This window comes from Wolbachia endosymbiont (group A) of Campoletis raptor (assembly GCF_964026755.1).
Classification (GTDB): domain Bacteria; phylum Pseudomonadota; class Alphaproteobacteria; order Rickettsiales; family Anaplasmataceae; genus Wolbachia; species Wolbachia pipientis.
The window spans coordinates 207,976-234,958 of record NZ_OZ034695.1 but is presented as its reverse complement, the minus strand read 5'-3'; the positions used below and the strand labels follow the sequence as shown (position 1 = coordinate 234,958).

The following is a 26,983-nucleotide window of genomic DNA, read 5'->3' as shown; positions in this document are numbered from 1 at the left end:
AAGGATTTATGACAAATACTGAAACAGAATAGAGTAAACTTTAAAGCAGATAAACTCTGAAGTGTAAATTACTTAAGAAATAGTTTGTTTAGAAGTCATTTTACAGGAGCTATGGCAATAAGCTACCCAGTTATTATCAGAAGATATGAATACTACCTCTAGTCAAAATATGTGTTTTCTAACCCTTTTTTGGTAATTGAACGAACGAAGATAAGGTACCTTATGACGATCAACTTTCCTTCCCTTTCTTACCGCCAAAGTGTTCATCAAAAATAGCTTTGATAATTGATCCATAATGCAGTCAGTATCTGATTCCGTAGCAAAAATGTCGAAAGCCAAGTTTTTGATCGCGTTAAATGAGACAGATTTGTTAATGCTCCTCTTAAGCTTATCATCGGTTAAGTCCATATTCAACGCTTCTTCTACATCTTCTGTCATAACACTTTCTAGGTTGCTAATAAAGATAGCTGACCAAAAATCCTGTTTAACAGACTCAACACTTTTTCCTGTAAAATTTTCTAGACTTAGTCTTCCTTTGAGTTTTGCAAAAAATGTCTCAACTCCCCAGCGTAAAAAATATAACTCCTTAAATCCTCCAGTTTGAAACTTTTGTTCATCCATTAATGATGTAGCTAACACTTCAATTTCACCAGATGGCAGTACCACTTTGAAGCGTTATTCCACTATTTTCTTGTTTTATCTTACGCTGAGCACATATGGTAACCTCAACACTAGATGGGCTTTTTTCTTCAAACATAGCATTCACTTCATTAAAAGATGATCTGGGACATCGAATGACATAAGCAATTTTTCTTTTTGTAAGGCTAGAAAGAAATTTATAAGATAAATATACAAATCAGTAAGTCATTAGTATTTACAACTTTAAGCATTTCATCTGCTAAGTTAATTTCATGAGTGTTACCTCTATCTAACACTGACCTTATGGCAACATTATTTAGCACATCTTAACAAACCGCAAAGGTTGCACTTGCATAATCACCTAAATCTTTTGGTTTTTGGTTACGTATTTTTCTTGAGCCAAATTCATTTTTTATTTCAACGCTTGTTGGTAAAATGATTTTGGAGGCATCAAGAGCTAACACTCTAAAGCCAAAACAAGTTTTAAATTTTTGGTCTTGGTAGTACAAGGAAACCACACCTTCGTTAATTTCTGAAAATGCACTGTGTTTCATTTTTTTTCTTGCTTGACTAAAAGCACTAGCAGTAACGGTATAGTCTTTTTTCCTATATAAAATAAATTCGTTTAGTATTACTTGCAGCGACTTTACACTTTTTCTTAAAATTAAGATAAATATGTCAATAAAAGATAACTTCCTCTTTCTCATAAAATCTTTTGAAGATGATTTATGGGATTCTATAAATTCTAGACTTGCCAATTCATTTTGAATAAATTTTATTACTGCCTTTTTTACTCATACTACCTTTAAACTTATTGGTATACATCATTATCCCATAAAATCTATCTTTTTTCCTTAACTTAATGGCAGTGAGACGAGGTTATCGTCATGCCGCCACGAACCGTCATACCGCGATTCATTCGCGGTATCTCTTAGCCGCTAACAAGTAGCTGGATGACGATTGTCAGGGTGTAATCCCAGTGTCCCTATGATGTCATCCCAGTGCTTGACACTGGGATCCAGGAAAGTTTGCTTGTAAGCAAGCAAACTAGCACAGAAAGTGGTTACAACATTTTCGATGAGATTATATGGAAAACTGGATCCCAGTGTCAAGCACTGGGATGACAAAAAAAGGAGCACTGGAATGGCACCATTTGTTATGTTTAACAAAGTTCGTACTTAGCTTCATGTTAGCCATAAATATTTAAGAAATTTACCAAATGGAAAAAAAGGCAAAAGAAGCCCCATGGTTAACTAGTTCTGACGCTGGTTTCCATCCAAGACGGCAGTAGCCCCTTCGGTGTCATTCCAGTGTCAAGCACTGGAATGACAAAGGAGAGCAGTGTCAGCTACTTGGATGACACCTTTTTTCTACTTAGTGTGGGTTATACAAGAAGTCTATTGTATGGCTATTGCTGGTCGTATATTACTTATAGCTTATCTATTCAAATTGCAACTTTGTTTTTCATAATTAATTATTGACAGAAATTATTAATTGGGTTATTATTAAATTATCGTTAACAAGTGAGGCAAAGAAATGATGATATCCAATAATTCTTCATTGCTAAAAGATAGTCAGGAGCTTACTAAAACTAAGCAGACTATATGGAAACCTTTAATTGCTGTTTCATTATTATCTATATTTAGTTTCATATCTGGTCAATATCTTCCTTATGTTATTATAGCAGTTTCTGGTTCTGGTCCTATTGCAGCAGTGCCTTTAGCAATTTTTGCTGTTTCTACGGTTGTTGCACTTATTTCAGTGACATATCTTGTTAAACTGGCTATTTCTAGAGATGATAATAAGAAAGAAGTAGGTCTTAATGGACAGAAATTCGGCCATACTCCATCTCAAGAACCACAAAAATTTGTGTGTAAAAATTGTACTAATCTGGAGAATAAATCAAATGTACCTACTCCTCAATCACCTCCAGTAACGTTTGGAACACAACCAAATCCAAGTGTCAGTGTACCACCGCCGCCACCTCCTCCATTGCCACAAGATGCTGCACTACCACCTCCGCCTCCGCATTTTTTTACAGCTTCCAAGCGTACGGAGCAACCTAAGAATGATGCACCGAAGAAGGCTGGTGAACCTGAGAATAATAATCATTCTACTCTGTTTGAACAGATAAGAGGAGGTACTACGTTAAAAAGAGTGGGCAGCAACAAAATTTTACAAATGAATTGAAAGCAAAATTAGAAAGTAGTGGGGGCACTGACAAAAAAGAAACACCAGAAGAGTTTGCTGCAAGAATAGATAGGGAGCAAGCAGAGAGAAAGAAGTCGGATGATAATGATTCAGATTAGACAAAGAGACTTAAGGAGAGAGTAGCAGTCATGCAATTCTCAGATAGTGAAAGTGAGCATTCTGATTCTATTAGCGATTCAGATTGGACTACAGATGAAAGCAAAGACAAACAAAAAGAGATAGAGCAGGAAAAAGAGGAGCAGACAAAACACACAAATTCCCCATCAAGCAAGGAAGAAGGAAGCGGGGGTCTTGACAGTGGTATAGGATCTAGAGCCACATCTCCGATACATCCTGAACAAGAAACAGAGGAGTCACCGGTACCGCCAAGTTCGTGTGTTGATTCACCACAAGTAAATAATGTTGACTCAGTGGATAATGAGGTGCAAGATTCACCTCCTCTTTCTGTTGAGGATCGCATAGCACAGTTTGGTGGAAAAGCGTTGCGATGCCAAAAGGAAAATGTTGTACAAGGACTATGATAACTATGAAATGGTCAGCCATGCACTTTCCTTCCTTTTCAAAATAAGTTTACCTACAGGTCTGATTGTATTAAGATTACTTAATACAATCAGATCTATTATATGCGTTTATCCAAATATTACCTGCCAACTCTAAAGGAAAAGCCTGCCCATGCTAAAATTATCTCCCATCAATATTCTTTGCGTGCAGGTTTAATAAAGCAGATAGCATCTGGCATCTATACGTGGTTACCACTTGGTCTCTTAGTGCTTAAGAATATTGAAGATATTATCAGAGATGAAATGAACAAATCCGGTGCTATTGAAGCATTAATGCCTTGTGTGCAACCAGCAAGTCTTTGGCGAGAATCAGGGCGTTACGATGATTACGGTAAGGAAATGCTACGCATAAAGGATAGGCATGAGGAAGATATGCTTTTTGGTCCAACGCATGAGGAGATAGCAACTGATTTAATTAGAGATGTGGTAAAAAGTTACAAAGATTTGCCACTTTGTTTATACCAAATTCAATGGAAATTCCGTGATGAGGTAAGACCACGTTATGGTGTTATGAGGGGCAGGGAATTTTTGATGAAGGATGCATACAGTTTTGATGTAGATTACGAAGGTGCACTGAATTCATATAATTTGATGTACAAAACTTACATAAAAATCTTCAAACGCATGGGATTTACTCCAATTGGAGTTCGAGCTGATACGGGGCCAATTGGAGGAAATTTGAGCCACGAGTTTCATATATTGGCAAACACTGGTGAGAGCACTTTATATTATGACAATAAATTTTCTGAACTACTAGAGAGTGAAGATATTGAAAGTTTAAAGAGTATATATGCAGTTGCAGATGATATGCATGATCCTGAGACTTGCCCTATATCACAAGAACAGTTAAATGTTAGTAAGGGTATTGAAATAGGGCATATTTTTTATTTTGGTGATAAATATTCGAAGCCTATGAAGGCAAGTGTTACTTCTCAAGATGGAAAAAATGTCAATATACATATGGGTTCGTATGGCATTGGGGTTTCAAGACTTGTTGGTGCAATAATAGAAGCTTTTCATGATGATAAAGGAATTATCTGGCCAGAATCGGTAGCTCCTTTCAGAATTGGTTTAATCAATTTACAACCGAAAGTAACGGAGGCTGCAGATAAAATATATAAAGCTTTGAAAAGCGATGAAGTGCTTTACGATGATACGGAAGGGAGTGTAGGAGTAAAATTTTCTAGAATGGATCTGATAGGCTTGCCGTGGCAAATAATTGTCGGAAAAAAGGCAATAGATGAAAAGATAGTTGAAGTAAAAAATAGAGCAACTGGAGAGGTAAAGGAAATGCAGATTGAAGAAGCAATAAATCACTTTAGCACAAAATGATACACGGTATCGGCACTGACATAGTATATATACCAAGAGTATCGAGGATATTACAAAAATACGGGGAAAAATTTCTCAATAGAATCTACACTGAAAAAGAAATAGAGCTAAGTAGAAAGTATAATAGTCAAGAAATGCGAGCAAGGTATTTTGCTAAACGCTTTGCAGCAAAGGAGGCTTTTGTTAAAGCACGAGGTAGTGGTCAGGGTATTATAATGAAAGATATAGAAATATACAATGATGTAAGAGGCAAGCCATATCTTACCGTTAGCAAGGATTTTATCTCCAAAATTCATCTTTCTCTAAGTGACGATGGAGATTACGCTACTGCATTTGTTGTAATTTGCGTCTATAGCTCACACAGATAAAGTTTACTCTTTTGTCATCCTATGGCTTACTGTATGAACATTCATTTTTAAAGGTAAACTGCACAGCAAATGGTCAGTGCTTGACACTGTCCTCCTTTGTCATCCCAGTGCCCAGACACTGGCTTTCTGCAATCTCATCGAAAACGTTTTTCTATGCTAGTTTGCTTGCTCACAAGCAAACTTTCCTGGATCCAAGTAGTCAGGGCACTGGGATGACATCTTTGTTGTGTTTAACAAAAACAAATGTTCGTACAGTTGTGGAATGAATCGCAGTATAGCTATAGCATACACAAACAACTAAAAAAACATAGCGGTTTTTCTATGATTTTAGTATAATTCTAGCTTTACCTAAACAAAAAGATGAATTATTTAATGGACTGTGTTTTAACGTCTCTTTCCTTACCATTTTCAATTACCGAGAATTATTTATTAATTACTGCGTTGATTCCACTTTTAAGTGCGTTAGTTATTTTTTTTACTGGTAAATGGCCCAGAGTGAACAATAGTATCACTGTCACTTCTTCTGTACTTCTATTTGCGTATACGTGTCTGTGCACTTTATATTGGGTGTACGGTGATCATTCTCAATTTATCCTCATGGATTTTGGTAATAATTTGCACATTAGTTTAAAGCTAGAGTCTACCGGAGTAATATTCAGTTTATTGATATCGTTTTTATGGATACTAACCAGTGTATATGCAATATGTTATATGCAGAATAACTATGCTGATAGCAATCACTCAAGTTTTCTATGCTTTTTTTCAATATCGATTAGCTGTGCAATGTTTATTGCTTTTTCTGGAGATTTGCTCACTACATTTGTCTTTTATGAGCTTCTAACTATTAGTACATACCCTCTGGTTACTTACAACTCAACAAATGAATCAATGATTGCAGGACGCTATTACTTTGGCGTGCTATTTTTCTCTTCTTTGGTATTATTTTTTCCTGCAATAGGCCTTTTATATAATGAATTTCATACTTTAGACTTTGTAAGTGGTGGAATATTCAAATTTGATACTTCACTCATCACTTTTATTGCAGTGTGTTTTGCTATGCTAATTTACGGAATAGGAAAAGCTGCATTAATGCCAATGCATTTTTGGTTACCAAAAGCAATGGTTGCACCAACTCCTGTGAGTGCACTACTGCATGCTGTTGCTGTTGTGAAATCCGGAGTTTTCATCATCATAAAAGTTATATTATACACTTTCGGCGTCGATAATATGCAACGTTTTGTGCAGCAAAATTGGTTTGCTGGAGGGTGGCTTCCGTACGCTGCTGGATTTACTATTATTACTGCATCATTGATTGCACTAAAGCAAAAAGAATTAAAGAAGTTGCTTGCTTACTCTACCATCTCTCAATTGTCGTATATTATATTATTCGCTTCAATTTTTAGTGATCTCAGCATGAGGGTTGCAATTTTTCAATTAGTTTGCCACGCATTTGCAAAAATCACTTTGTTTTTCGTTGCCGGAGCAATAATAACGAGAGCAGGTGAGAAATATATAGATAAGATTTACGGTATAGGACGCAGTATGCCAATTAGCATGACAGCATTTGCTATAGGTGCATTGTCTATGATAGGGGTGCCGCCTGCTCCGACTTTTTGGGGTAAATTTCTCATTTTTCAAGCTGTTTTCAACTCTGGCAATGTAATACTTTCTGTGTTTGTAACTCTAGTGTTAATTGTTAGTACTATACTCAACGCTCTGTACTTTTTACCGATAATTTACAATGCCTTTTTCTTAAAACCTTCTCAGAATTACTTTATTAAAAAAACACCAATTCTTCTAGTTTTACCTCTAGTTATTACTGCTATGTGCACTTTGGTTATTTTTTTTAGCTACCAAGTAATATTTTAAAATCTGTATTTATAACCATTAACAATAAATTTAAATGGTATTATACCAGCCAGAGTTGCTTTTATATTCGACAAAGTGAAGCTAATCTCCACAGTATCCTCCTTATTTTGCTCGGTTGTAAAAACTACAGTAGCATTTCCAGCAAATGTAACTAAGTCCTTGGTCGATCGATCAATAGATAATGTTATTACATTTATGTTGGCGATTTTTCTTTTAGATAAAGACAAATTACCAGCTTCATTATTCGTTTTTTCCTGAAAGCATTGATAGATTTTATGTATAGAATTGTTTCTTATAAAATTTTCTTGGTACTTCGGTTCAACGATCTTAATGGACTCGTATATTTCAATGTATTTACTTATTAAGTACCTCGCTGTGGAAGTGTATTCATCTTCCTTTTTACTGAAACTAAGCTTATGCATTGCAGAGAACTCATCTTCTGTGTGGTTCATATACTTCACAAAATTTAAATCTTTTTTAATAGGAAATAACAGGTATATGTTTAATGTTAATAAACATAAGCATACTAGGAGAAGCGATACTATTAATGCCATCCAAGATCTTTCTGCTACACAAAACAGATACCTATGGCAGTACCATTCGACTGCTTTACTGAAATAACTTTTGTTTTTTACTGATTCAAGCAATTTATCTTCCATAACACAATGCTACCAAATCCAATTATAATAACAACAAGATTAGATACTCTAAAAAACTTTAAAATATGTCTAAATTTTCCAAAATAGGATGAATGATTATATCACCTTGTTCCGCAATAAGGTAGAATTTGTCGATTTTGCTCACATCTATATTTATCATTTTTATACTGAAATTTTCAGGATTGTAAATATTACTTTCAGCACTTTTGTGATAATTATAATAATGTAATTTATTTTGATCATCAAAATAACCAAATTCATCAGCGAGGGTTCCCACTTTGCTACCTTTACCATCTTTGACTAGCCTAAGAGGTTGTCCGGAAACAAGTAAATTCAAGCATATTCCCTCTTTAACATAACCCTACTCATAGCTAGGTATATGAAATTCTCAGTGGATGTTGTGAGTAAATCATACTCCTTCGATAGCCTTCTATTCCTATTAACCCAAGCAAAAGTCCTTTCTACAACCCATCTTCTTGGCTGTACTTTAAACCCTTGTTCTCTTGTTGGTAGTAGCTCAGGTGGCGTATCTTTGTGCACCCAAAATCTACATGGAGGCCTTGTAACAATTTCAATATCTATGTCATATTCTTCCTTTATGTGATTCTTTAAATTTCTTCCTTGGTATCCCATGTCAGCCCACATTTTTTTAACTTTAGTATATTTTGTTCTCATATTGTTTAATGCTATTTTAATACCATCTCTATCATTTTCGTTAGCAGCGCCTACGTAACAACCTAGTATAAAACCCTGAGTGTCTGTAATTATATGCCTTTTTCTACCCTTTACTTTTTTACTTCCATCATAGCCTTTGATCCCCCCTTTTCTGTAGTCTTTACAGATTGACTATCTACTATACAGGCACTCGGCTGCTCATTCCTTCCTATTTTTCTTCTACTATATTTTGTAATTTCATAATTCATTTTCTCAAAAATTCCCTGCTTCTTCCATTGCCTGAACTGCTCATACACAGTCTTCCATAGCGGAAAATCATTTGGTAAATACCGCCATTGACACCCTGTACGCAATACATAGAAAATTGCTTCTAATATTTCTCTTTTGCTATACTTTGGCGGCCTTCCTCCTTTCTTGTATGATACTCTGAAGTGTTTTTCTATTCTTGCCCATTCCCTTTCGCTTAGATCTGTTGGATACTTTTTTCTCATCTTTACCCCGTACTAAAATTTCAGATATTATAGCCTTTTACTTGTTTCCGGACAACCTCTAAATAGATCAATTGCATGGTTTTGAGATCCAGGCTCAATAGGACCTTCTGCAGCAAAAAACTTAGGTGCATGACCAACATATTCCTTAAATTTTAGATTATGAGTCTTTTTTACACTACCAAAATCCACAAATTTATATTCATCTGAAACGCCAGAATATTGTGGATCATACTTTTTATATTCAAAAAACTCATTACCTAAAAAATTACAAAACGTTAATTTATAATTATCATGATCGGATTTAACGACTTTAAGGTAATGAAAATCTCCAGGAATCTTTACTTCCTCTTCCGTAATATGATTACGTACAACAAGCTCACCATTTAGCATATGATAGCCAATTTTTGGCAAAGTAGCTATATTGATTGTCTTGTTTAGCTTAAAATTTGCTTCATAAATGCCACTTAACAACTCCTTTCCTTTTTCTAGGGTTACGTCTTGATCTGAAGCTATATTCTTAATTAAGCTTAATTTTTTCTGCATGTTCAATATGGCTTTCGTCAAAACTTCTATTGATTGCCATACAGTTAATTTATTATCAGTCAAATTATATACTTCGAGTATTAAATTAACAGAATTTTATCATGAATTTATGTTAAAAGTATTATACTTCGTAAACTTATGTCATGATATTAACTACATTAGCTAAAACATGCTTTTTATCTAAGTGAAGTTGCTTAGCAACAACGAAAAGTTCATCTATTTTTTTCCACTGACTTAGCAGAATTTCAACACCATTTACCTCTCTCTTTATGCTTTCTAAAATGAAGGCCTGAATTATATATGATGCTAGTTCTAGTTCGATTTCGCTATTAATTACTTTATTAATCATATTGGGATTCTTTAAATCATGAAGAAATTTATAAAAGCATTTGTATGCTTCATAAGCATCACTACTTATTGTATTTATTATCATTCCTGGCATTCCAGGAAATAAAGTAATCATTTCGTCAAACGTTTGATTATCAAATTTACATTGAGATGAAGCAACTTGCTTTGTTTCATCATAAGTTAATGGGAGTAAATTTAGCTGAAAGCACCTACACAAGATAGTGGTTTGTATATCATATGGCTTATGGCTAATTATAAATATCTTAGAATTTTTTGGCGGCTCTTCTAATATTTTCAATATTGCGTTTTTAGCGTTATTAGTCATTGCCTCTAAGCTATCTATTATAGCTATTTTGTGTTCTGATTGAATGGGACTTAAGTGTAGAAAGTTTTTCATTTCTCTGACTTTTTCTATTCCGATAGTATCACCTTCAACAATGTGTAAGTCCAATGCTACTTCATTATAGTTTTTTATGAGTAACCAATTGGAGAAGGATTTTGCAAGTGTTGCTTTTCCTATACCTTTTTTACCACAGATCAGCCAAGACTGAACAGATAAGTTGTTCATTATTTTTTTTTTGGCTTGGTTGTGGCCTATTACTTTTTTCATTCTTTCTCCTATAGATTTTAGTTTGAAAATGCGTTGTTTACTGTTTGTAATGAAATTGCACCTTCCCTTAAAACCTTAATCTTATCTTCGGTTAAGTCAATAATAGTAGATTCTATACCAGAAACTAGTTCGTCATCTTCAATCACTACAGATAAATGTTGCTTAATGGATTGTGGTATATCGTTTGCCTTACATACACTTTCTTTTCCTGAAACATTTGTACTAGTTGCAACTATTGGAACTTTCAGTTTGTTTAGTATTGAAATTGCAATAGGATGCTCAGGAATTCTGATACCTATACTATCTTTAAAGAATTCGTTTGGCAATATGTTGTTGTTTTTAAGTGGTAAAATATAGGTAATTGGTCCAGGAGAAAAGTGGTTTATTAAATCAATATATCTTTCCTTTACCTTTGCTATTTTTGTCAAATTGTAAATATCACTAACAAATATAGACAGTGGTTTATTTTGAGAGCGTTTCTTTATCTGATATATTTTTCCTATAGATTCATTATCTAGTGCATTACAAGCAAGAGCATACACTGTTTCTGTTGGAAAACACACTAATAAATTGTTCTGTATTGCATTTATTATTTTAGATACCATATAGCTAAAAACTTATTCATAACAACTAGATCAGTTTTGTTGCACTGTATCTTATATAGTAACTGCTAGTTTTTGTAAACGTAATGCAACGCAGCTTACCATTTGTTATGCAGATTTGCTACAACCCAAACTCTTCATTGACTTTATCAATTATTGCCTGTGGTGGATCCTCTCCCCATCCTGAATACAAAATCTCTCCATAGTCTGCAACATCTATAGAGCCAGTTCTGCTTTTTGCTAGAAACATTTCTCTTTTCTCTTTATCAACTAATACATAATGCCACGCTGATTTTCCACGATCTTTACCACGGACTAAGTATACAAGATCTGACCTACTTCTTTTTGTTGCATCAGCAAAAGATCTTTCATTGACAGTTCTGCTTTTACTTTTTATGCCGCCACTTTCAGAAAAAGCTTCCTTGGATTCGGTTTTTTTGCCTGCTAATTCAGAAATTTTTCCTTTTTCCCCTAATGCCCGTTCTTTGGTGTTTTGAGACGAATACTTACTGGAAAAACCTTCCCCTGTACCGCCAGGAGTCCTGTTTGTGAAACGCTTAGTAAATGAATTATTGTCGTTGTTTTCTGCCATAAAAATCTCCAAACTTTAGATTGTAGAATCCAAACTTTTACTACACTCTATCATATGTTAATTAAATTAATATAAATGAAAAATAATATAGTAATTATTACAGGAATTACGGCCTCAGGTAAATCAGAATTATGCGATAACCTGATAGAAAAATATGGAAATATTAGTATAATAAATTGTGATTCAAAGCAGGTATATGAAGAAATTCCCATAATTACTGCTCAACCACCAAAGCAAGAAGTATTTTATAAACTATATGGTTATGTTTCAGCAAAAGAAAATTATTCCGTGGGTCTATGGTTAGAAGATTTAGAAAAAGAAGTTAATCACGCATTAGAAAATGCTCAAATACCTATCATCACTGGAGGAAGCGGGCTTTACATCAGCAGTTTAATCAAAGGCTTATCATCAATGCCACAAATAAGTCAGAAAGTGAGAAAAAACGTAAGTGAGCTCAGGAAAAATTTAAGTAAAGAGGAGTTTTACAAATTAGCGCTAAGCAAAGATCCAAGGATTCAAGGTAAAGTGTTCATGAATGACTCGCACCGCCTTTCAAGGGCACTTGAAGTTATCACTGAAACTGGCAAGTCAATTTTTGTATGGCAAGAGAATAGACAGCCTCCTTTATTCAACAATTTTAAGATATATACAATTCTGCCTAAACGTGAAGATGTATACCGAAAAATAAATTCTCGTTTCATTACAATGATTGAAAATGGAGCAATTGATGAAGTAAAAAAGCTACTTAGCATGAACCTAGCCCCACATTTGCCAGCTATGAAAGCACACGGAGTGCCAGAAATTATAAAGTACTTGAAAGGTGAGATTACTTTAGACGAAGCGATACAAATTGCTCAAACAAACACAAGACACTACGCGAAACGTCAGTATACCTGGTTTAAAAAACAATTTCTAAATGCTGAAGTGATTGATTGTGCAAACAAGCTCAAGATATTTTAATTCAGGCCGTGCTCATTACTACGAATAGGGGGTTCCATATTTTCCAGATGGTCGCTTACTTCTAGTGGATCGCCTAAACCATGCTCTATTTTTATTTTAAAAAATCCAAGCCTCTCGCACAATTTCTGAAAGTATTCTTTTATAATGTCAAATAAGCTTTTATCACCTATATTATAGTCCTTCAGTCTCTCAGGAACAGTAAGTGACAAGTTACCATTTGTGTATGTTACATTTTTATCATCTTGAGACTTAAGCGTGAATTCTAGTGAGCTGGATAGATCACACACCTTGTCACCGAATGTACCGTCACTCCTTTGGAAAAATATTGGTAATGTCATATCAGATTTAACACTCACATTATTTTGGCTAACACAGTCAATACTTATCACTTTTTCAGGGCTTTCTATTATGAATGAATGCTGGCTAAGTGCACCTTGAAACTCTATATGTACACCAGCTTCATATCCTGCTTGATTACAATTGATAACTAATTCTTCCAAGATAGAGTCACTTGGAACTTCTGCCTTAGCGTATTTGAACATCTCCTTAAAAACTTTTCTTGCAAATGGGCGGTAGTCTTCATTTTTACCTTCACTTTTTGGCAGTAAACTATCATGTTCTTTGTATAGCTCGGCAATCAAATCTCTACTTATACTTTTGCCGTTAATAACAAAATCCATTCTCTGAAAATCTAAGAACGCTGTATTACCAGAATTCGCTTCAGCATTGTCTTTACCAGCTCTTAACTTGCTAAAACCAAACTTTTCTGCTTGAGCTCTTAATGTAACTACTGGGTTTTCCTTTTCTTTTGGTGTAGAGCTGTTCATCATTAATACCTTGATATAGACTGCTAATGGTATAATAACACATAAAAATGATTAATAAGTTAATAAAATACCTACTATAAGCCCTATGATAGCAAATATAGTTAGGGGTAACTTAGGCTTACCGACGATTTTAAAAACAACAAATTCGTCATTCCGTTACGTGTTAGCGGCTGAGATACCGCGAATGAATCGCGGTATAACGTTAGAGAGCTGTGCTAGCTATAGTGCATACCTGACCATAAGGTGACAAGATTTTAAAAAGGCTCTATAACAGTTTTACACATGTATGAATCTCAATGAGCAATCAGATTTTTCTAAATAGCAGGCTGGAGAATATACCTAAATTTCATTCAGCAATATTACCTAAACTTTGTGGTGGGGACAAGGTGGTGGATCTGCTGTTTTATAAGCCACTTAGTTATGTGGATAGAAGCAAGTTACTATCTGATGCTCGAGTTGGAGAATTTACAACTTTCATTGCAAAAGTTTATGAACATCAGTCGCCCACTTTTAGAGGTAGACCATATAAAATAGTCGTTGAAAGTGAGAGTCAGTATATATTCATAGTCTTTTTTAATTACTCAGTTAAGTATTTATATAAACTATTTCCAATTGGAGCGAATGTGATCATCAGTGGCAAACTCGAAAAATTTGCTGAACATTGGCAAATTACTCATCCAGATTACGTGTCGCTTGACATCAACCAATTTAAAGAAATAGCTTGCATAGAGCCAGTTTACCAATTATGCCGTGGCATTACCAATAAGCGCATTGGGAACATAATAAGCTCTAATCTAAAGGAATTGCCTGATTTACCAGAGTGGATAGATGATACATTAATCAAGCAAAAAAAATGGTTAAGTTGGAGGGAAAGCATCATAAAGTTGCACAGACCAAGCTCATTGGCGGAAGCTGAGGTTTGTAGAAAAAGGCTTGCTTATGATGAATTGTTTGCGTATCAGCTAGCGCTGAAACTTGCAAGAAAAAATCATGTGAAAGAAAGGGGAAGAGAATTTATAATATTGAGTAAATACAAAGAGCAAGTTTTAAATGAATTGTCGTTTCAATTAACAAATGATCAAACTCGTGCAATAGATGAGATCTCAGAGAGACAAAAATCCAAGTATCGCATGATAAGCTTGCTGCAAGGTGATGTTGGTAGTGGCAAAACCGTAGTTGCACTTTTTGCAATGATAAATGTGGTAGAAAACAACATGCAGGCAGCTCTAATGGCACCGACTACTATCTTGGCGGAGCAACATTATAATTGGATTGAGGAAGTTTTATCCTGTACCGATATAAAAGTTGCGCTGCTTACTGGTAAAACTTCGCGCAAGGAAAGAAAGATTATCATGAACGAACTTGCAAGTGGTGTTTTAAATATAGTGATTGGCACTCATGCACTATTTCAAGCTAACGTTACATTTAAAAATTTAGGGCTTGCAGTCATAGACGAGCAACAGCGATTTGGAGTGATGCAGAGAAATCGCTTGGTAGGAAAAGGAGAAAATGCCGATATACTTTTCGTTACTGCAACTCCCATTCCAAGAACCTTGCAGCAAGCTATGTATGGTGATGTTGAATGTTCAATTTTGAAAGAAAAACCAAAATCCAGATTGCCAATAAAAACTGTAACTATGAACATTAGTAGGGTGCCAGATGTTATTGAAAAGCTAAAAGGTGCTATAAACAGGGGCGAAAAAGCATATTGGATTTGTCCATATATAGAAGAAAACGAAGAGACCAATATTGCTGCAGCAGAGATGCGTTTTCAGGAATTACAAAAAACATTTCTTGATAAAGTCGGGATAATACACGGAAAATTGACTCAGGAGCAGAAAGATCAAGTTATGTTTTCCTTCAAAAGGAATGAATTTTCTCTGCTTGTTGCAACCACTGTGATAGAAGTTGGTATAGATGTGCCAGATGCAACCATCATGATTATAGAAAATGCAGAGCAATTTGGGTTATCACAATTGCATCAGTTAAGAGGCAGAGTAGGGCGAGGAAACAAGCCATCTTTTTGTGTATTATTATACGATAATTTAAGTAAAAGCTCATCTTCAAAGTTAAAGATCATGTGTGAGTCACAAGATGGATTTTACATTGCTGAAAGGGATATGATGCTAAGAGGCAGTGGAGATATTTTAGGCACAAAACAATCAGGATGTATGGAATTTAAATTTGCTGATTTATATCAGGACAAAGAGCTGCTCAATCTCGCGTATAATAACGCAAAAGGCGCAATGGCTGATTTTGAATTACTGCTTGATATATTTGAATATAGGAGTAGATTACATTTTTCAAAATTTCAGTAGAAAAACCAGGTAGCCCGCAGAAACGAAAAAACTTCCTTGACAAACCTCACCAGCCCCCTTACCATGAAACTGAAGCTATTGTATTTGCTTTCGCCAATCTGCAGATTAAAAGGTAAGGATTACTTAATGTATCGGCGTCTTATGTTCAATTTTTTGCAGTATATAGATACTGTATGTCTTTACAAAACTTCATCTACATCTAGGTTTTTATCTAAATAAGCTGAACGCGCTTATAAAGCGTTACAAGACATCAAAAAATGCCAATACTCGACAGAGATAGTAAAAGACTAGCTAACTCGGGGATTCTTTGTCTTTTTTTCTGCTTAGTAAATTTCTTAAACATTTGCAGCGTAAGTTAGTTGCAATTAAAAGCGGCTGAATCTCGCTTGTCAAGCGTTTAAAACATAAAAAACGCCAATATTTTAAAGCGGATAATAACCACGGGGCTTCTTTTGCCTTTTTTTTCATTTGGTAAATTTCTTAATGTTTATGGCTAAACGACAACCGTCATCCCGCTGCTTGTTAGCGGGATCTCTTGTTAGCGGCTGAGATACCGCGAATGAATCGCGGTATGACGGTTCGTGGCGGGATGACGATAAGCTCGTCATCCCGCTGCTTGTTAGCGGAATCTGCTGTGGCGACATAAACTCAAATCATTTCAAATTTCAATCCAAAGAGGTATCATTATGTCAAACAACTTCAATTTTAAAGAATTTTTTAACCACTATGAAACAAATAGTACGTCAGATGATATACAAAGGTATTATTTGCTGTGGAAATCAGTAATAGCGCAGGCAATGATTGATGCAGCAAGTCACTGCAAAAAAACAGAAAGCTTGGTAGAAAAACGTAAGGCAATTTCTTGGTTATCAGACTTTAGTCAAGATTTTGTGCACACATGTATATTGGCTGATTGTGATCCGGTATACGTAAAAAATAAAATACAGCCAACCTTAAAAAGCCTTACTAGATAAAGCCTTTTTATATACTTAATGAGGTTTACTCCTTTTACCGAAAAAAATATAATTCAATCTCCTATCTATAGTTGCCTCTATATCTTTGATTAATAGCTGCTTTATCATGTTTACTTTTCGCTTTGCATCTTGAGCTTGACGCTCATTGTTACCACTGTTATTGCTGTAATTATTCTTATCACTATAACTACTGCCACTTGGTTTGCTACTGTTACTGAACTCACTACCCTTTTTTCTTCTTGTGTTGAGTATCTGTATTATCTTTTCCTTTAAAAAGGACTTCCAGCCTGTGCCAAGTAATAATTTATAGAGAAAATGCGGAGTAAGAAACGCCACTAATATTCGAATAGAAATTCCGTAACCGAGATCTTCCCTATTTTCATAATACCACTTGCAATATTGAAACAAACGGTAAAACGCATTTTTGAAAGAGCAAAATTCTACAGCATACCAAAAACCATTGCTGAGAAACATGAGCACAATGCTGAATGTGTAAAGATACATTGTGAAGAGAAACAGTTTCACAATTATATCTTTGAGACTACCTAATATATAATTCAATAATCTTAATTTATAGAAAAGTGATATCATTTCACACCCACTTCAATATGGCTGGGGTGGAAGGATTCGAACCTTCGCGTGGCGGTATCAAAAACCGCTGCCTTACCACTTGGCTACACCCCAATGCTACTTACATCAATAACACTATTAGCCCAATTAGTAAAAGATTTATTTGCTTTTTCTATGTGCATCACAGCAATAGCTGGCTGATCATAAGAATGCATTGCTTCGATTTTTTCTACAATTTTATCAACTTGATCATTCCTGCTCTTCATAATTGCCACTACTTCACAACTATTACTAATTTTACCTTCCCATAAATACAGAGAATTCACTTCGGGAAATATATTTACACATACAATTAATTTCTCGTTTAACAATTCTTCAGAAACAGTTTTAGCCTCCTCAAAATTTGAAAAAGTTGTATAAACCAAAACTAAATTATTCATTAGTAGCTACATAAATGCATTGCTACTATACTCTACCGAGATTTATTCATCAAGAGAAAATAACGCCAGCGCGTACTGTATGAACATTTGTTTGCAAAGGTAGTATGTTAAGTATTATAGCTAGTTTGCCTCAAACGTAAAGGTGTCATCCCAGTGCCCCTGTGATGTCATTCCAGTGCTTGACACTGGAATCCAGTTTTCCATATAATCTCATCGAAAACGTTGTAACCACTTTCTATGCTAGTTTGCTTGTAAACAAGCAAACTTTCCTGGATCCCAGTGGGCTTTGTTGCATCGCTAGCTATGATGGATTAAAGATAAAAAAGATAGCGAATATCAGTAGCTTATTATTCTGGTATTTATAACAAGAACGGTCAATGAATACCTAAATTTGAGTAAAAGAAATTTCACTACCATTTACCAATCCGGCTAAAATTCAAGAATTTCAATGCTTTAGCTATTTTCAATAGAATTAAATTTATTAATATAAATAACAAATTACTATTCTTAAATTTGATCAGATTGATTGCAAAAAAACAAGATTTTCAATAGGTTGCTTATAATCCTAACTATAGTTAGCCTTTCATAAGTAGCGATGCAACAAAGCCATCCCAGTGTCAGCTACTCGGATGACACCTTTCCTAGCAGAGAAATCACAATGTTCATACGGTTGTACGCATACCGCTGGGATCTAGGATTTTTCTATAGTTTAAAAACAAAAAAAGGACGTTACTCATTGAGTAACATCCTTTTGGAGAAGGTAGAAGTTTTACTTATTACACTGTTCCTGGAGTTGCTGTAGCTCTTGAGTTGACAGGTTCTGCACTAGGTTGATCTAGAGATGCGCGTCGTTTTGCCAACTTTTCTTCGAGTTCTCTGTCAAATTCTTCTTTTAAAGGAAGAACTTGTTTTCTTGTTAGCGTAGAAGAACCAGAACCCATTCCACTATCAGTAGAATTACTGTGAGTGAGAGTTCTGTTACTCAAACTATCCAGGTTTTGCTCCACAATAGGATCACTGAGAACATCTTCACTGAAAGAACTTTGTCCATTTAAGTTAGTCAATGAGGCGCTTCTAGGTAGTTCTGGTGGAGCAACTGGAGTAAGCTTAGGAGTTAAGCTACTAGATGAATTGCTTCTACGGACTGTTGCAAAGTTCTGAGAATCTGAATCAGAGACAGTAGCAGTACTTTCAGTTCCCATAGAATTTAGTGAATTGCTTTTTGACAAGCTGTTAGATTGTTCAGAGCCTTTTCTTCCCAGTGAAGAGAATGATGATGACACAGACCTAGTTAAACTTTTGACAGAAGGCCTGTTAGCTTTTTTCTCTGCTCTGTCAAACATATTGCTTACGCTTGAGTACAAATGATTTTCTCTACATTCTTTAATAACCTTCTTAATTTCATCGTGATGTTCAGAGAAAACACTGTCGATTAAATAACTACCTTTAGGTAATGACCTTTTTGTTAACAAGTTATGCAAGCTTTTTTCATTTAAATTATTAATGAATTCTTTCTGTATTTGCCATCCAGAAGTATGTTCAATCTCCCCTGATTTTGCCTTCTCTGCCATTTTTAAATCAATTTCTGACGATATTCCAGAAAGTATATTTTTCACTAACCCAGAATTATTTCCTTTATCAGCAAAAATTGCTTTCATATCATTTCTTATTTCGTCAGATTTCTTAATTGCATCTGGAGTAAACCTTTTTACCTTATCTAAATAGTCCGTCTCACCAGATGCCTTATGGAACTTATTTGCCACTCCTTCGCCTACAAAACTAGCGCCTTTTTTCAGTGAATCTACTGAATGTTCATAACCTTCTTTCACCTTATCTTTAACATGCATAGCACCATCTCTAACTTTTCCGGCAGCGTATGTTGATGCGTCCTTAACTTTCCCAGCAGTATATTTCGCCCCATCAACTGTTTTTTCTGCTGACCACTTGAGCCCTTTATATCCAGATTGAACTGCTTTTACAGCGACTTTTACAGCGAAATATAAAGCAAGACCAACTATAGCACCCGGTATAGCAAGTGTTGCACCAACTGCCAAAAGTGGTAGTACTGCCGTAAATAACCCACTTGCTGTACTTACTACAAGAATCTTATCTCCTTGTTTCATCTTAGAGAATTCTGTCTCTCCTTTTAACAGGTCAGTCATTCTTTCTTTTAGCTTCTTGTGATCATTAGCAATATCTGAATTTGATAGATTTTGCATAGTTTTATTCAAATCAAGACTACCTTCTTGTTGTAGGCCTATTTCAGTTTCAACAGAATTTAAACTTTTTTTATTAGGTAACATTTTTAACCTCACTATTAATTAAATATATTATAATTGTATTCCTTGATTCTTAAGTTAGTGTTAAATTGATTGCCAGTATTTATTTGTCTTCAAATAATTTCGCTTGACGTGTTTTTTGATAGTGTGGAAAATTAGGTCAAGAAGCTGCAGCATTTATGAAGTATAGAAAAAGAACACTCATCTTTTTGGCTGTTATAACTTTAATAATAATAGCTTTACTATTTAGGTATAATTCCCATTTTCACAAAGACGTAGTGCACTTAAAGAGTGACAACAAAGAATTCAAAAAAAAGCCAGAAAATTCCATAGAGTCGACCATATTACATAGAGAAAAGGAAGTGTACGATCATGTTTTCCATCCTGATGATTAATTTGTAAATAAAATAGCAATTTATGTTTGCATTTTCTTATTAAAGAAGTAATATTAGCGTATTAATTATAGAATCGATCATTATGTTTGATGATAATAATCCTTGGAATCTGGGAAAGAAACCGGTAGGGAACAAAACTCCTAATAATGAAGATATTTTAAGTAAAGCTGTATCTGATATAAGGTTCTTTCTTAATGGATTAACCAGAAACAGGGGCAAAAAACCTTATTTCATCATTTTCATTATTTTGCTGTTCTATGCTTGCACTGGCTTTTATATTGTCCATCCTAGTGAAGAAAGTATAGAACTTACCTTTGGTAAATATTCTAATACAGAAACACCTGGTTTGCGTTATCACTTCCCCTACCCTATTGGCAAGGTTTTTAAAGTGAACGTTAAGGAAGTAAATCGTGAAGAAATTGGGGTAAGTAGTTCTTATGGGCGAGATACAGATCGCGGTGAAGGCGTGATGCTAACTGGAGATGAAAATATAGTCAACGTTAACTTCGAGGTTCAATGGCGCGTTAGAGATGCTAAGGACTATTTATTCAAAGTGCGGGATTACAAACCCGGTTTCAGTGTTAAAAATGCTGCTGAGAGTGCCATGAGAGAAATAATAGGTAAAAACACGATCTCTTTTGCACTTGGTCAAGGCAGACCAGAAATTTCTAGAGATACTAGAATTCTATTGCAGCAGATTCTTGATGGATACCAAATGGGCATAGAGATTTTATCTGTTCAAATGAAAAAAATTGATCCACCAGAAAAAGTAATCAGTTCGTTTAGAGATGTACAAAGTGCTCGTGCAGACAAAGAGCGTACTATAAACGAAGCATATGCTTATAATAATGGTATTATACCTCGAGCAAAGGGTGAAGCGATAAAGATAAAATTAGATGCACAAGCATATGAAAATGAAGTAATAAATGAAGCAAAAGGTAATGCAAATCGCTTTTTATCTCTTTATGAGGAATATAGACAGAATCCTTCTCTCGTTAAGAATCGTATTTATCTTGAAACTATGGAAAATATTTTCAGTAAGGTAGACAAAGTTGTTGTAACTGATGATCTGAAAGGTATGTTTTCTTATTTACCTCTTACAAATTTAGGAAAATAACCATGAGTAGTAATATTAAAATTGTTTTTGTTTCTGTATTTGTTGTTTTATTGATTGTTTTATCTAATTCAATATTTGTTGTGCAAGAAACAAAGCAAGCAATAGTTATACAACTGGGTAAAGTTGTAAGGGATGTTAGGGAAAGTGGCTTATATTTTAAGTTACCATTCATAAATAGTGTAGAGTTTCTTGATAAAAGAGTTTTAGATTTAAGTCCTGATAAGATCCCAAGGGAAGTGATAACAGCGGATCAAAAACGTATTATAGTAGATGCGTATGCAAAATATAAAATAACAAATCCTGTTACTTTTTACCAGGCTGTGAGGAATGAATCAGGTCTGGTTAGAAGATTATATCCGGTTATAGAAGCTCACATAAGAGAAAATATAGGCAGATTTTCGTTGATTAGCTTGTTGAATGAAAAAAGATCAGAGGTTATGCAATTGATTCAGCGTGGAGTTTATTCTGAAGCTGAAAAATTTGGCATAGAAATAATAGACGTAAGAATTAAGAGAGCAGATTTACCAGAAGAAAATAGTTCTGCAATATTTCGCCGTATGCAAACTGAAAGGGAAAAAGAAGCAAAAGAAATCAGAGCAGAAGGAGAGCAAGCTGGGCAGGAAGTTAGATCAAAAGCTGATAAATTAAAAAGGGAAATTATCTCCAGTGCAGTAAAAGAATCGTACGAAATAAGGGGCCGTGGTTATGCTGAAGCAACTAGAATTTATAATGAGGCATTTAAGGTTGATGAAGAGTTCTTTAACTTTTATCGCTCTATGAGCGCTTACAGTAAATCATTTGCCGAAAATAATACTAAATTTGTACTTTCACCAAACAATAACTTTTTAGATATTTTAAATAAAGGATGGAAATAATTTATGAAAAGTAAGGCATTTATTTTATCTATATTTGCATATTTTCTAATTGCGTTTTCTTCGTATGCTAATATGTTTGATTGGAATGCAAAAAAGGTCGTTGATGCTAGCACTACTGCATGCAACTGTAATCAAGGACTTGCCGATTTAGTGGAAGAACTCATTCCTGCGGTTGTAAATATTTCAAGCGAACAAATCATCAAACAAGAAAATAACAGCAGAACTAGAGTTCCATCTATGCCAGGAAATAATTTTTTTGATGATTTTAGAGAGTTTTTTGAGCATTTTGATCAGTTTTTTATGGATAGGGGCCCTAGTGTTAACAAAGAGGTGGTGTTGCTTGGTTCTGGGTTTATTATAGATAAAGGTGGAAGTATAGTAACCAATTATCACGTTATTAAAAACGCCAAAGATATCACAGTTACTATGAACGATAATACTTATTTCAAAGCAGAAGTTTTAGGCTATGATGCAAGAACTGATCTTGCTGTGCTTAAGATTAATTCTGATAAAGATCTTTCTTCTGTTGCATTTGGTGATTCTGATAAAGCAAGGGTTGGTGATACGGTTATGGCAATAGGTAACCCATTTGGTTTGGGTGGCTCTGTAAGCACAGGAATTATATCTGCAAGGTCCAGGGACATTAGTATTGGCACTATGAATGAATTTATTCAAACTGATGCTGCAATTAATAGGGGTAACTCTGGAGGACCGTTATTTGATTTAAATGGAAAAGTTATAGGTATTAATACTGCTATCTATTCTCCATCTGAGTCTGGCGGCAACGTGGGTATAGGTTTTGCCATACCATCTAATTTAGCTATGTCAATTATTGACACATTAAAAAGTGGCAAAAAAATAAAACATGGTTGGCTTGGTGTGCAAGTTCAGCCTATAACGAAAGAATTTGCTGAGTCCTTGGGTTTAAAAGATATAAAAGGCGCATTGGTTGCAAGTATAGTAAAGGATAGTCCTGCAGAAAAAGGTGGGATTAAAGTAGGTGATATATTATTAGAATTTGACGGTAAAAAAATCGATAGAATGACACAATTACCTCAAATGGTTTCAAGAGCTGGACCTGAGAAAAAAGTGCAAGTTAAGTTACTTAGAAAGAGCAAAGAGGTTAATATTAAAGTTGTGATCGGAGAATCTACAAATGATGGCCAAGATAACAATCAAGAAGAAAATAAATCAACATCTGATTATGTAACCGGTTTAACTGTTTCAAATCTGCCAAAAGAATCAAAAGAAAGTAAAAATAATGTACCTACAAAAGGTGTGATAGTTACCAATGTAGATAGTAACAGTAATGCCACGCTGCGTGGCATTAAAAAAGGGGACATCATTATCCAATTGGATGGAACTGATATAGAAAATACTAACGATTTTCAAAAACAAGTTGATTTAGCAGTAAAGAAAAACGGTAAAGATTCAATAATGTTGCTCATTTACCGCAATGGAAATCAATTTTTCGCTTCAATAAAGTTAAAGAAGTAATTTTATTCACTAAATTTACAAAACAGTAGTGTTGTAAGCTCGCTACTGTAACACTTCAATCTTATAAAATAAATAAAAATCTACACTAGATTTCTTGCATAACCATATAAAAAATCAAAGGATGTCATTCCAGTGTCAGCTACTTGCATGACGCCGTCATAAAGGAACCAGTGTCGGCCACTTGGATAACACCATAGGGGTTACTTGGGTGATACTATAGGAGGTCTAACATGAACTTTCTAAAATTCATTGAACTGTGCTTTCAAACAGTGGTGCCGGGATGTGAGTATAATGATTATCAGTACATAAAAGTCATAGCAGACAGGCTGGAAGCAGCGAATGCTGGCGAAGTAAGGCGCATAATATTCAATATGCCTCCGCGTTCAATGAAGTCCATATGTATGAGTGTTGCGTGGCCCGCATGGATACTGGGAAATCAGCCAACTGCAAGAATAATAGTTGCAAGTTATTCTAAGTTGCTTAGTGAAAAACATTCGCTCGATACCAGGTGCATAATGCAATCTGATTGGTATAAAGAACTATTTCCAGAGGTAGAACTATCCAAAGACCAGAACACTAAATATAAATTCCAAACAGTGCAGAGAGGATTTAGAATCGCAACATCAGTTGGAGGAACATTAACCGGTGAAGGTGGTGACTTTATTATTGTGGATGATCCGCTTAACCCTGCTCAAACTTTGAGTGAAACATTTAGAAAACGTGCCACAAACTGGTTCGATCAGACTTTAGTAACGAGACTCAACGATAGAAAAAAAGGAGTAATTGTGCTTGTGATGCATAGGCTCCACCTGGAAGACTTAACTGGGCACCTCTTATCTAAGCCAAAAAACATATGGCATCACATTTGTTTGCCAATGATTTCTGAAAATAAGGAGGTTATTTATTCAATTAATAACCATACTGGTGTCATTCCAACCCCCCCTCCTGTCATCCCAGTGCCCAGACACTTGTATCTTGTATCTGGGATCTCGTTCCTTAACTTTATAGTGTAAATTATTTCAAATTGTGTCTAGCTGCAAGTATAATAATTTCCATTTATAGGTAAAGTATGTTGCAAATGTTATGCCAAAGAGTATAATAAAATCTATATCAAATACTTTACAAGAAAAAGCGGGATAGAGGCAAAAGCAAATATTAATAAGGATAATTTAAGAAAAGCGCATGCTAGAGTTTGAAGAAGCAGTAAAAATAAAAAATATTATTGAAAGGTTAAATAGCACATGATATAATATATATATAGTGTAAAAATGTAAATAATTTTATTGACATCTTTACATTAATAGTTCTTAAATATTTAGTACTGTAGAATTAAATTATTAAGTTTTATGAAGGAAGTAAAAATGGTGGAAAGCTTCTCAGATAATAATAAAGATAGTAATTTTATCGAGGGGCAAAAATAATGGAAAATTTTTCAGATAATAACGGAAACGGTAGCTCGATCTTCCAAGGAAAAATCAGGGAGCAAGATTTCTCTGCAGAGCAGAAGTTAAATGAACTAAAAGCAGCCATAGAGGAGCTCACCAGACAAGATTTGCTCAGGAGGCTCGAGTGTGAGCGTCAGGCTTCTAGTTGTATCGATGAAATGTCATCTCAAGCAGAGCTACATATCGGAGAAGGTGATGATGAGAATTACTTCACTGGTGAAAAAGGAAGAGTACTCGGAGATTTCTGGAATTTCTTTGAATCTCTCTTCAACCTTTTTGAAGTAGATGTAGATGATCCGAAAATCTACCAAATGCTCAAGGAGAAGAAAGAAAAAAATTGGCTTCTTTCGATAATTAAGTTTTTGCGTGATAAGCTTAAGGAGTTAATCAAGAAGATTTTTGCACGCGATTTAAGTTTCGATCAGAGGTTGGACAAAGAGATAAAAGAATTACAAGAGAAATTAGGCAGTGGTGAGTTATCAGAAGAAGAGTTTGCAAGGGCGTTAGAAAGATTAACTGCATTGCAAGATCTGAAACTCAGGTTACAAATGGCTGTTGTCGGATGGATTGTTACAATGTTCGCAGAAATGTTTGGAGTTGAGTTGGCGGCTGCGGTAGAGGCATCTACAGAAAAAGAAGATAAAAAAGCAGAAAAAACATCATTAAAGGAAGAAGCAATTAAAGAAGTTCATAAAGACGTAGAAATCAAGGTAGATGAAAGAGAAAAGCCTAAAGTGCCAGTTTTCCTTTTTGAAATTTCACCAGGATTTGTAAGGCCAATTCCTCTGAGCAAACCAGAGCTTGATCTTTTGTCGAATTCTCTGAAAGATCGAGTGCCTTTTGTGCAAACACATGATAGAGGTAAGGAGGATATTGAGAATTTGCCAAAACAAGAAGTAAATAAAGAAGACACAAAAGCGAAGCCGAAGAAAGGGGTGTGTCCACCTGATCCAAAGACTGCAACGAATACGACGGGGAAGGTACAAAAGCGGAGAGTGCAAAGATTCAATAGTGATTGGCAAATAAGAAAAAACCTAGAGACCCACGGAAGCACTCCAAGCCGGCCTGCTCAAAGCTCTATTTCCAGCAAAGAAGCTTCGAATCAATCTGTCAAAAGTTCTGTTGCTGATTATGAATACGATTTTATAGTTGGTGTTTGGAATGATGCTGAGAATGAAGGTTCTGTAAGTAATGCTCAGCCAGCAAGCAAATGTAGTAATGTAAAAGTTAATAATCATGTGGATTCAATGGGAAAGGCACCAGAAAGAGCACCATCAAGGGGATACTAGTGTAGCTTTAGATGACAAAAAGACTAGATCCCAGTGTCTGGGCACTGGGATGACACCCTTCTTAGTTGGGATGCCATTCTATGTTAGAATGGCTACTAAGGCGACAAGAAAAAGGAATTTTACTCTTTTTGGTACCTCTTTCTTGTCATTCCAGCGCGTGACGCTGGAATCTAGAAAACTGAATTTTATGAAAAAGAGTGAATAAAATTTTTTGAAAAAAAATATAAAAAAGTGCTTGCACTTAATTTTATTTTTAGTACAGTAATTACATAATATTTTTACTGGAGGGCAATGTGCCAAATGATAATGGTAAGGAAAGGTTCAAGGGAGAAAAAGAATGGGATGAGCGGAATAAGGGACCAGGTGGTGGACAATTGCTGGGAGTTAAAGGAGCAAGGCTTGATGATCATCGTGAAAAAGCCAAGGAGATAGAAGAAAGGAGGCGTCAGTCTGAGCAAAAAAATAATCCCGGTGGTCCTAGACGTTAAGTAAAGAGTA

At 35.0% G+C, this 26,983-nt stretch carries 25 protein-coding genes, 1 tRNA gene and 5 pseudogenes; 16 read left to right on the top strand and 15 right to left on the bottom strand.

Annotated elements, in window-relative coordinates:
- Window positions 1-162: 162 nt before the first annotated feature.
- Window positions 163-1,418 (bottom strand): annotated as a pseudogene (locus AAGD74_RS01180) (IS4 family transposase).
- A 757-nt stretch (window positions 1,419-2,175) separates the two neighbouring features.
- Here AAGD74_RS01180 and AAGD74_RS01175 point away from each other — a divergent pair.
- The 5 genes from AAGD74_RS01175 to AAGD74_RS01155 all read left to right on the top strand — a co-directional run bounded on the left by AAGD74_RS01175 (window position 2,176) and on the right by AAGD74_RS01155 (window position 5,110).
- Entirely contained in the window at window positions 2,176-2,829 is a 654-nt protein-coding gene (locus tag AAGD74_RS01175; RefSeq protein ID WP_209472625.1) for a hypothetical protein, read from the top strand.
- A complete protein-coding gene (locus AAGD74_RS01170) occupies window positions 2,826-2,948 on the top strand; it encodes a hypothetical protein (protein ID WP_255324038.1) in 123 nt (40 codons plus the stop codon). Before AAGD74_RS01175 ends, AAGD74_RS01170 begins: the two co-directional genes overlap by 4 nt.
- A gap of 30 nt (window positions 2,949-2,978) precedes the next feature.
- Window positions 2,979-3,371: a hypothetical protein gene (locus AAGD74_RS01165; protein WP_236514298.1), complete on the top strand. Its 393-nt coding sequence runs from the start codon at window positions 2,979-2,981 to the stop codon at window positions 3,369-3,371.
- A gap of 102 nt (window positions 3,372-3,473) precedes the next feature.
- A complete protein-coding gene (gene proS, locus AAGD74_RS01160; RefSeq protein ID WP_236514297.1) occupies window positions 3,474-4,742 on the top strand; it encodes a proline--tRNA ligase in 1,269 nt (422 codons plus the stop codon).
- Window positions 4,739-5,110: a holo-[acyl-carrier-protein] synthase gene (locus tag AAGD74_RS01155; protein WP_006279473.1), complete on the top strand. Its 372-nt coding sequence runs from the start codon at window positions 4,739-4,741 to the stop codon at window positions 5,108-5,110. Before proS ends, AAGD74_RS01155 begins: the two co-directional genes overlap by 4 nt.
- Before the next feature lie 156 nt (window positions 5,111-5,266).
- Here the strand turns inward: AAGD74_RS01155 and AAGD74_RS01150 are convergent, their stop codons facing one another.
- Window positions 5,267-5,401 carry a hypothetical protein gene (locus AAGD74_RS01150; RefSeq protein ID WP_341810678.1) on the bottom strand — a complete coding sequence of 45 codons (135 nt, stop codon included), beginning with the start codon at window positions 5,399-5,401 and terminating at the stop codon, window positions 5,267-5,269.
- A gap of 81 nt (window positions 5,402-5,482) precedes the next feature.
- Between AAGD74_RS01150 and AAGD74_RS01145 the strand changes: the two genes are divergently transcribed.
- Window positions 5,483-6,979: a proton-conducting transporter membrane subunit gene (locus tag AAGD74_RS01145; RefSeq protein ID WP_077188396.1), complete on the top strand. Its 1,497-nt coding sequence runs from the start codon at window positions 5,483-5,485 to the stop codon at window positions 6,977-6,979.
- Here the strand turns inward: AAGD74_RS01145 and AAGD74_RS01140 are convergent.
- From AAGD74_RS01140 to AAGD74_RS01110, 7 genes and pseudogenes are all read right to left on the bottom strand, one after another.
- Window positions 6,976-7,638 carry a conjugal transfer protein TraJ gene (locus AAGD74_RS01140; RefSeq protein ID WP_236514296.1) on the bottom strand — a complete coding sequence of 221 codons (663 nt, stop codon included), beginning with the start codon at window positions 7,636-7,638 and terminating at the stop codon, window positions 6,976-6,978. The genes AAGD74_RS01145 and AAGD74_RS01140 overlap by 4 nt on opposite strands.
- A 58-nt stretch (window positions 7,639-7,696) precedes the next feature.
- Window positions 7,697-7,942, bottom strand: a pseudogene (locus AAGD74_RS01135) (hypothetical protein); the annotation flags it as partial.
- 29 nt (window positions 7,943-7,971) lie between these two features.
- A pseudogene (locus AAGD74_RS01130) lies at window positions 7,972-8,804 on the bottom strand (IS5 family transposase).
- A gap of 60 nt (window positions 8,805-8,864) precedes the next feature.
- Window positions 8,865-9,410, bottom strand: a pseudogene (locus AAGD74_RS01125) (hypothetical protein); the annotation flags it as partial.
- A gap of 73 nt (window positions 9,411-9,483) precedes the next feature.
- Window positions 9,484-10,305 carry an AAA family ATPase gene (locus AAGD74_RS01120; protein WP_077188393.1) on the bottom strand — a complete coding sequence of 274 codons (822 nt, stop codon included), beginning with the start codon at window positions 10,303-10,305 and terminating at the stop codon, window positions 9,484-9,486.
- A gap of 17 nt (window positions 10,306-10,322) precedes the next feature.
- Complete coding sequence (locus AAGD74_RS01115; protein ID WP_341810677.1) at window positions 10,323-10,910, bottom strand: L-threonylcarbamoyladenylate synthase; 588 nt, start codon at window positions 10,908-10,910, stop codon at window positions 10,323-10,325.
- 118 nt (window positions 10,911-11,028) lie between these two features.
- The gene (locus AAGD74_RS01110) at window positions 11,029-11,499 is read right to left on the bottom strand and encodes a hypothetical protein (RefSeq protein ID WP_015589217.1); all 471 of its coding nucleotides are present in this window, start codon (window positions 11,497-11,499) and stop codon (window positions 11,029-11,031) included.
- Window positions 11,500-11,574: 75 nt separating this feature from the next.
- Between AAGD74_RS01110 and miaA the strand changes: the two genes are divergently transcribed.
- Window positions 11,575-12,459: a tRNA (adenosine(37)-N6)-dimethylallyltransferase MiaA gene (miaA, locus tag AAGD74_RS01105; protein ID WP_006280293.1), complete on the top strand. Its 885-nt coding sequence runs from the start codon at window positions 11,575-11,577 to the stop codon at window positions 12,457-12,459.
- Here miaA and AAGD74_RS01100 read toward each other — a convergent pair.
- On the bottom strand, window positions 12,456-13,286 hold the full coding sequence (locus AAGD74_RS01100) for a hypothetical protein (protein ID WP_236515191.1): 831 nt from the start codon (window positions 13,284-13,286) through the stop codon (window positions 12,456-12,458). The two genes, miaA and AAGD74_RS01100, sit on opposite strands and share 4 nt — an antisense overlap.
- Before the next feature lie 296 nt (window positions 13,287-13,582).
- On the opposite strand from AAGD74_RS01100, the gene recG reads away from it, so the two are divergent.
- Window positions 13,583-15,604 carry an ATP-dependent DNA helicase RecG gene (gene recG, locus AAGD74_RS01095; RefSeq protein WP_209472617.1) on the top strand — a complete coding sequence of 674 codons (2,022 nt, stop codon included), beginning with the start codon at window positions 13,583-13,585 and terminating at the stop codon, window positions 15,602-15,604.
- Between the two features lie 291 nt (window positions 15,605-15,895).
- Here recG and AAGD74_RS01090 read toward each other — a convergent pair whose 3' ends face one another.
- The gene (locus AAGD74_RS01090; protein WP_155968519.1) at window positions 15,896-16,072 is read right to left on the bottom strand and encodes a hypothetical protein; all 177 of its coding nucleotides are present in this window, start codon (window positions 16,070-16,072) and stop codon (window positions 15,896-15,898) included.
- Window positions 16,073-16,290: 218 nt separating this feature from the next.
- On the opposite strand from AAGD74_RS01090, the gene AAGD74_RS01085 reads away from it, so the two are divergent.
- On the top strand, window positions 16,291-16,578 hold the full coding sequence (locus AAGD74_RS01085; protein WP_007549783.1) for a hypothetical protein: 288 nt from the start codon (window positions 16,291-16,293) through the stop codon (window positions 16,576-16,578).
- Window positions 16,579-16,593: 15 nt separating this feature from the next.
- Here the strand turns inward: AAGD74_RS01085 and AAGD74_RS01080 are convergent, their stop codons facing one another.
- The 4 genes from AAGD74_RS01080 to walE1 all read right to left on the bottom strand — a co-directional run bounded on the left by AAGD74_RS01080 (window position 16,594) and on the right by walE1 (window position 19,891).
- Window positions 16,594-17,052, bottom strand: a complete 459-nt coding sequence (locus tag AAGD74_RS01080; protein WP_022626355.1) for a hypothetical protein — start codon at window positions 17,050-17,052, stop codon at window positions 16,594-16,596.
- A gap of 135 nt (window positions 17,053-17,187) precedes the next feature.
- Window positions 17,188-17,262: transfer RNA gene (locus AAGD74_RS01075), tRNA-Gln, on the bottom strand.
- On the bottom strand, window positions 17,253-17,588 hold the full coding sequence (cutA, locus tag AAGD74_RS01070; RefSeq protein WP_338482505.1) for a divalent-cation tolerance protein CutA: 336 nt from the start codon (window positions 17,586-17,588) through the stop codon (window positions 17,253-17,255). Before cutA ends, AAGD74_RS01075 begins: the two co-directional genes overlap by 10 nt.
- A gap of 776 nt (window positions 17,589-18,364) precedes the next feature.
- The gene (gene walE1 / locus AAGD74_RS01065) at window positions 18,365-19,891 is read right to left on the bottom strand and encodes an actin bundler (RefSeq protein ID WP_341810676.1); all 1,527 of its coding nucleotides are present in this window, start codon (window positions 19,889-19,891) and stop codon (window positions 18,365-18,367) included.
- 155 nt (window positions 19,892-20,046) lie between these two features.
- Between walE1 and AAGD74_RS01060 the strand changes: the two genes are divergently transcribed.
- The 7 genes and pseudogenes from AAGD74_RS01060 to AAGD74_RS01030 all read left to right on the top strand — a co-directional run bounded on the left by AAGD74_RS01060 (window position 20,047) and on the right by AAGD74_RS01030 (window position 26,973).
- On the top strand, window positions 20,047-20,262 hold the full coding sequence (locus AAGD74_RS01060; protein ID WP_006279848.1) for a hypothetical protein: 216 nt from the start codon (window positions 20,047-20,049) through the stop codon (window positions 20,260-20,262).
- 82 nt (window positions 20,263-20,344) lie between these two features.
- Window positions 20,345-21,379, top strand: coding sequence for an FtsH protease activity modulator HflK (gene hflK, locus AAGD74_RS01055; protein ID WP_341810675.1), 1,035 nt, complete (start codon window positions 20,345-20,347; stop codon window positions 21,377-21,379).
- 2 nt (window positions 21,380-21,381) lie between these two features.
- Entirely contained in the window at window positions 21,382-22,254 is an 873-nt protein-coding gene (gene hflC / locus AAGD74_RS01050) for a protease modulator HflC (RefSeq protein ID WP_012673275.1), read from the top strand.
- A 3-nt stretch (window positions 22,255-22,257) separates the two neighbouring features.
- Entirely contained in the window at window positions 22,258-23,751 is a 1,494-nt protein-coding gene (locus AAGD74_RS01045) for a DegQ family serine endoprotease (protein WP_338482502.1), read from the top strand.
- 230 nt (window positions 23,752-23,981) lie between these two features.
- A pseudogene (locus tag AAGD74_RS01040) lies at window positions 23,982-24,710 on the top strand (hypothetical protein); the annotation flags it as partial.
- Between the two features lie 461 nt (window positions 24,711-25,171).
- Window positions 25,172-26,485: a hypothetical protein gene (locus AAGD74_RS01035; RefSeq protein ID WP_341810674.1), complete on the top strand. Its 1,314-nt coding sequence runs from the start codon at window positions 25,172-25,174 to the stop codon at window positions 26,483-26,485.
- A 293-nt stretch (window positions 26,486-26,778) separates the two neighbouring features.
- On the top strand, window positions 26,779-26,973 hold the full coding sequence (locus AAGD74_RS01030) for a hypothetical protein (protein ID WP_236515158.1): 195 nt from the start codon (window positions 26,779-26,781) through the stop codon (window positions 26,971-26,973).
- The last annotated feature ends 10 nt before the right edge of the window (window positions 26,974-26,983 follow it).

Coding starts and splice junctions, on each gene's coding strand:
- AAGD74_RS01080 (WP_022626355.1), bottom strand. CDS start 17,052: ATGTTTCTCAGCAATGGTTTTTGGTATGCTGTAGAATTTTGCTCTTTC.
- proS (WP_236514297.1), top strand. CDS start 3,474: ATGCGTTTATCCAAATATTACCTGCCAACTCTAAAGGAAAAGCCTGCC.
- AAGD74_RS01100 (WP_236515191.1), bottom strand. CDS start 13,286: ATGAACAGCTCTACACCAAAAGAAAAGGAAAACCCAGTAGTTACATTA.
- AAGD74_RS01110 (WP_015589217.1), bottom strand. CDS start 11,499: ATGGCAGAAAACAACGACAATAATTCATTTACTAAGCGTTTCACAAAC.
- AAGD74_RS01085 (WP_007549783.1), top strand. CDS start 16,291: ATGTCAAACAACTTCAATTTTAAAGAATTTTTTAACCACTATGAAACA.
- AAGD74_RS01120 (WP_077188393.1), bottom strand. CDS start 10,305: ATGAAAAAAGTAATAGGCCACAACCAAGCCAAAAAAAAAATAATGAAC.
- cutA (WP_338482505.1), bottom strand. CDS start 17,588: ATGAATAATTTAGTTTTGGTTTATACAACTTTTTCAAATTTTGAGGAG.
- hflK (WP_341810675.1), top strand. CDS start 20,345: ATGTTTGATGATAATAATCCTTGGAATCTGGGAAAGAAACCGGTAGGG.
- AAGD74_RS01145 (WP_077188396.1), top strand. CDS start 5,483: ATGGACTGTGTTTTAACGTCTCTTTCCTTACCATTTTCAATTACCGAG.
- AAGD74_RS01140 (WP_236514296.1), bottom strand. CDS start 7,638: ATGGAAGATAAATTGCTTGAATCAGTAAAAAACAAAAGTTATTTCAGT.
- walE1 (WP_341810676.1), bottom strand. CDS start 19,891: ATGTTACCTAATAAAAAAAGTTTAAATTCTGTTGAAACTGAAATAGGC.
- AAGD74_RS01175 (WP_209472625.1), top strand. CDS start 2,176: ATGATGATATCCAATAATTCTTCATTGCTAAAAGATAGTCAGGAGCTT.
- AAGD74_RS01045 (WP_338482502.1), top strand. CDS start 22,258: ATGAAAAGTAAGGCATTTATTTTATCTATATTTGCATATTTTCTAATT.
- AAGD74_RS01115 (WP_341810677.1), bottom strand. CDS start 10,910: ATGGTATCTAAAATAATAAATGCAATACAGAACAATTTATTAGTGTGT.
- AAGD74_RS01035 (WP_341810674.1), top strand. CDS start 25,172: ATGGAAAATTTTTCAGATAATAACGGAAACGGTAGCTCGATCTTCCAA.
- recG (WP_209472617.1), top strand. CDS start 13,583: ATGAGCAATCAGATTTTTCTAAATAGCAGGCTGGAGAATATACCTAAA.
- AAGD74_RS01060 (WP_006279848.1), top strand. CDS start 20,047: ATGAAGTATAGAAAAAGAACACTCATCTTTTTGGCTGTTATAACTTTA.
- hflC (WP_012673275.1), top strand. CDS start 21,382: ATGAGTAGTAATATTAAAATTGTTTTTGTTTCTGTATTTGTTGTTTTA.
- AAGD74_RS01165 (WP_236514298.1), top strand. CDS start 2,979: ATGCAATTCTCAGATAGTGAAAGTGAGCATTCTGATTCTATTAGCGAT.
- AAGD74_RS01090 (WP_155968519.1), bottom strand. CDS start 16,072: ATGAAAAAAAAGGCAAAAGAAGCCCCGTGGTTATTATCCGCTTTAAAA.
- AAGD74_RS01155 (WP_006279473.1), top strand. CDS start 4,739: ATGATACACGGTATCGGCACTGACATAGTATATATACCAAGAGTATCG.
- miaA (WP_006280293.1), top strand. CDS start 11,575: ATGAAAAATAATATAGTAATTATTACAGGAATTACGGCCTCAGGTAAA.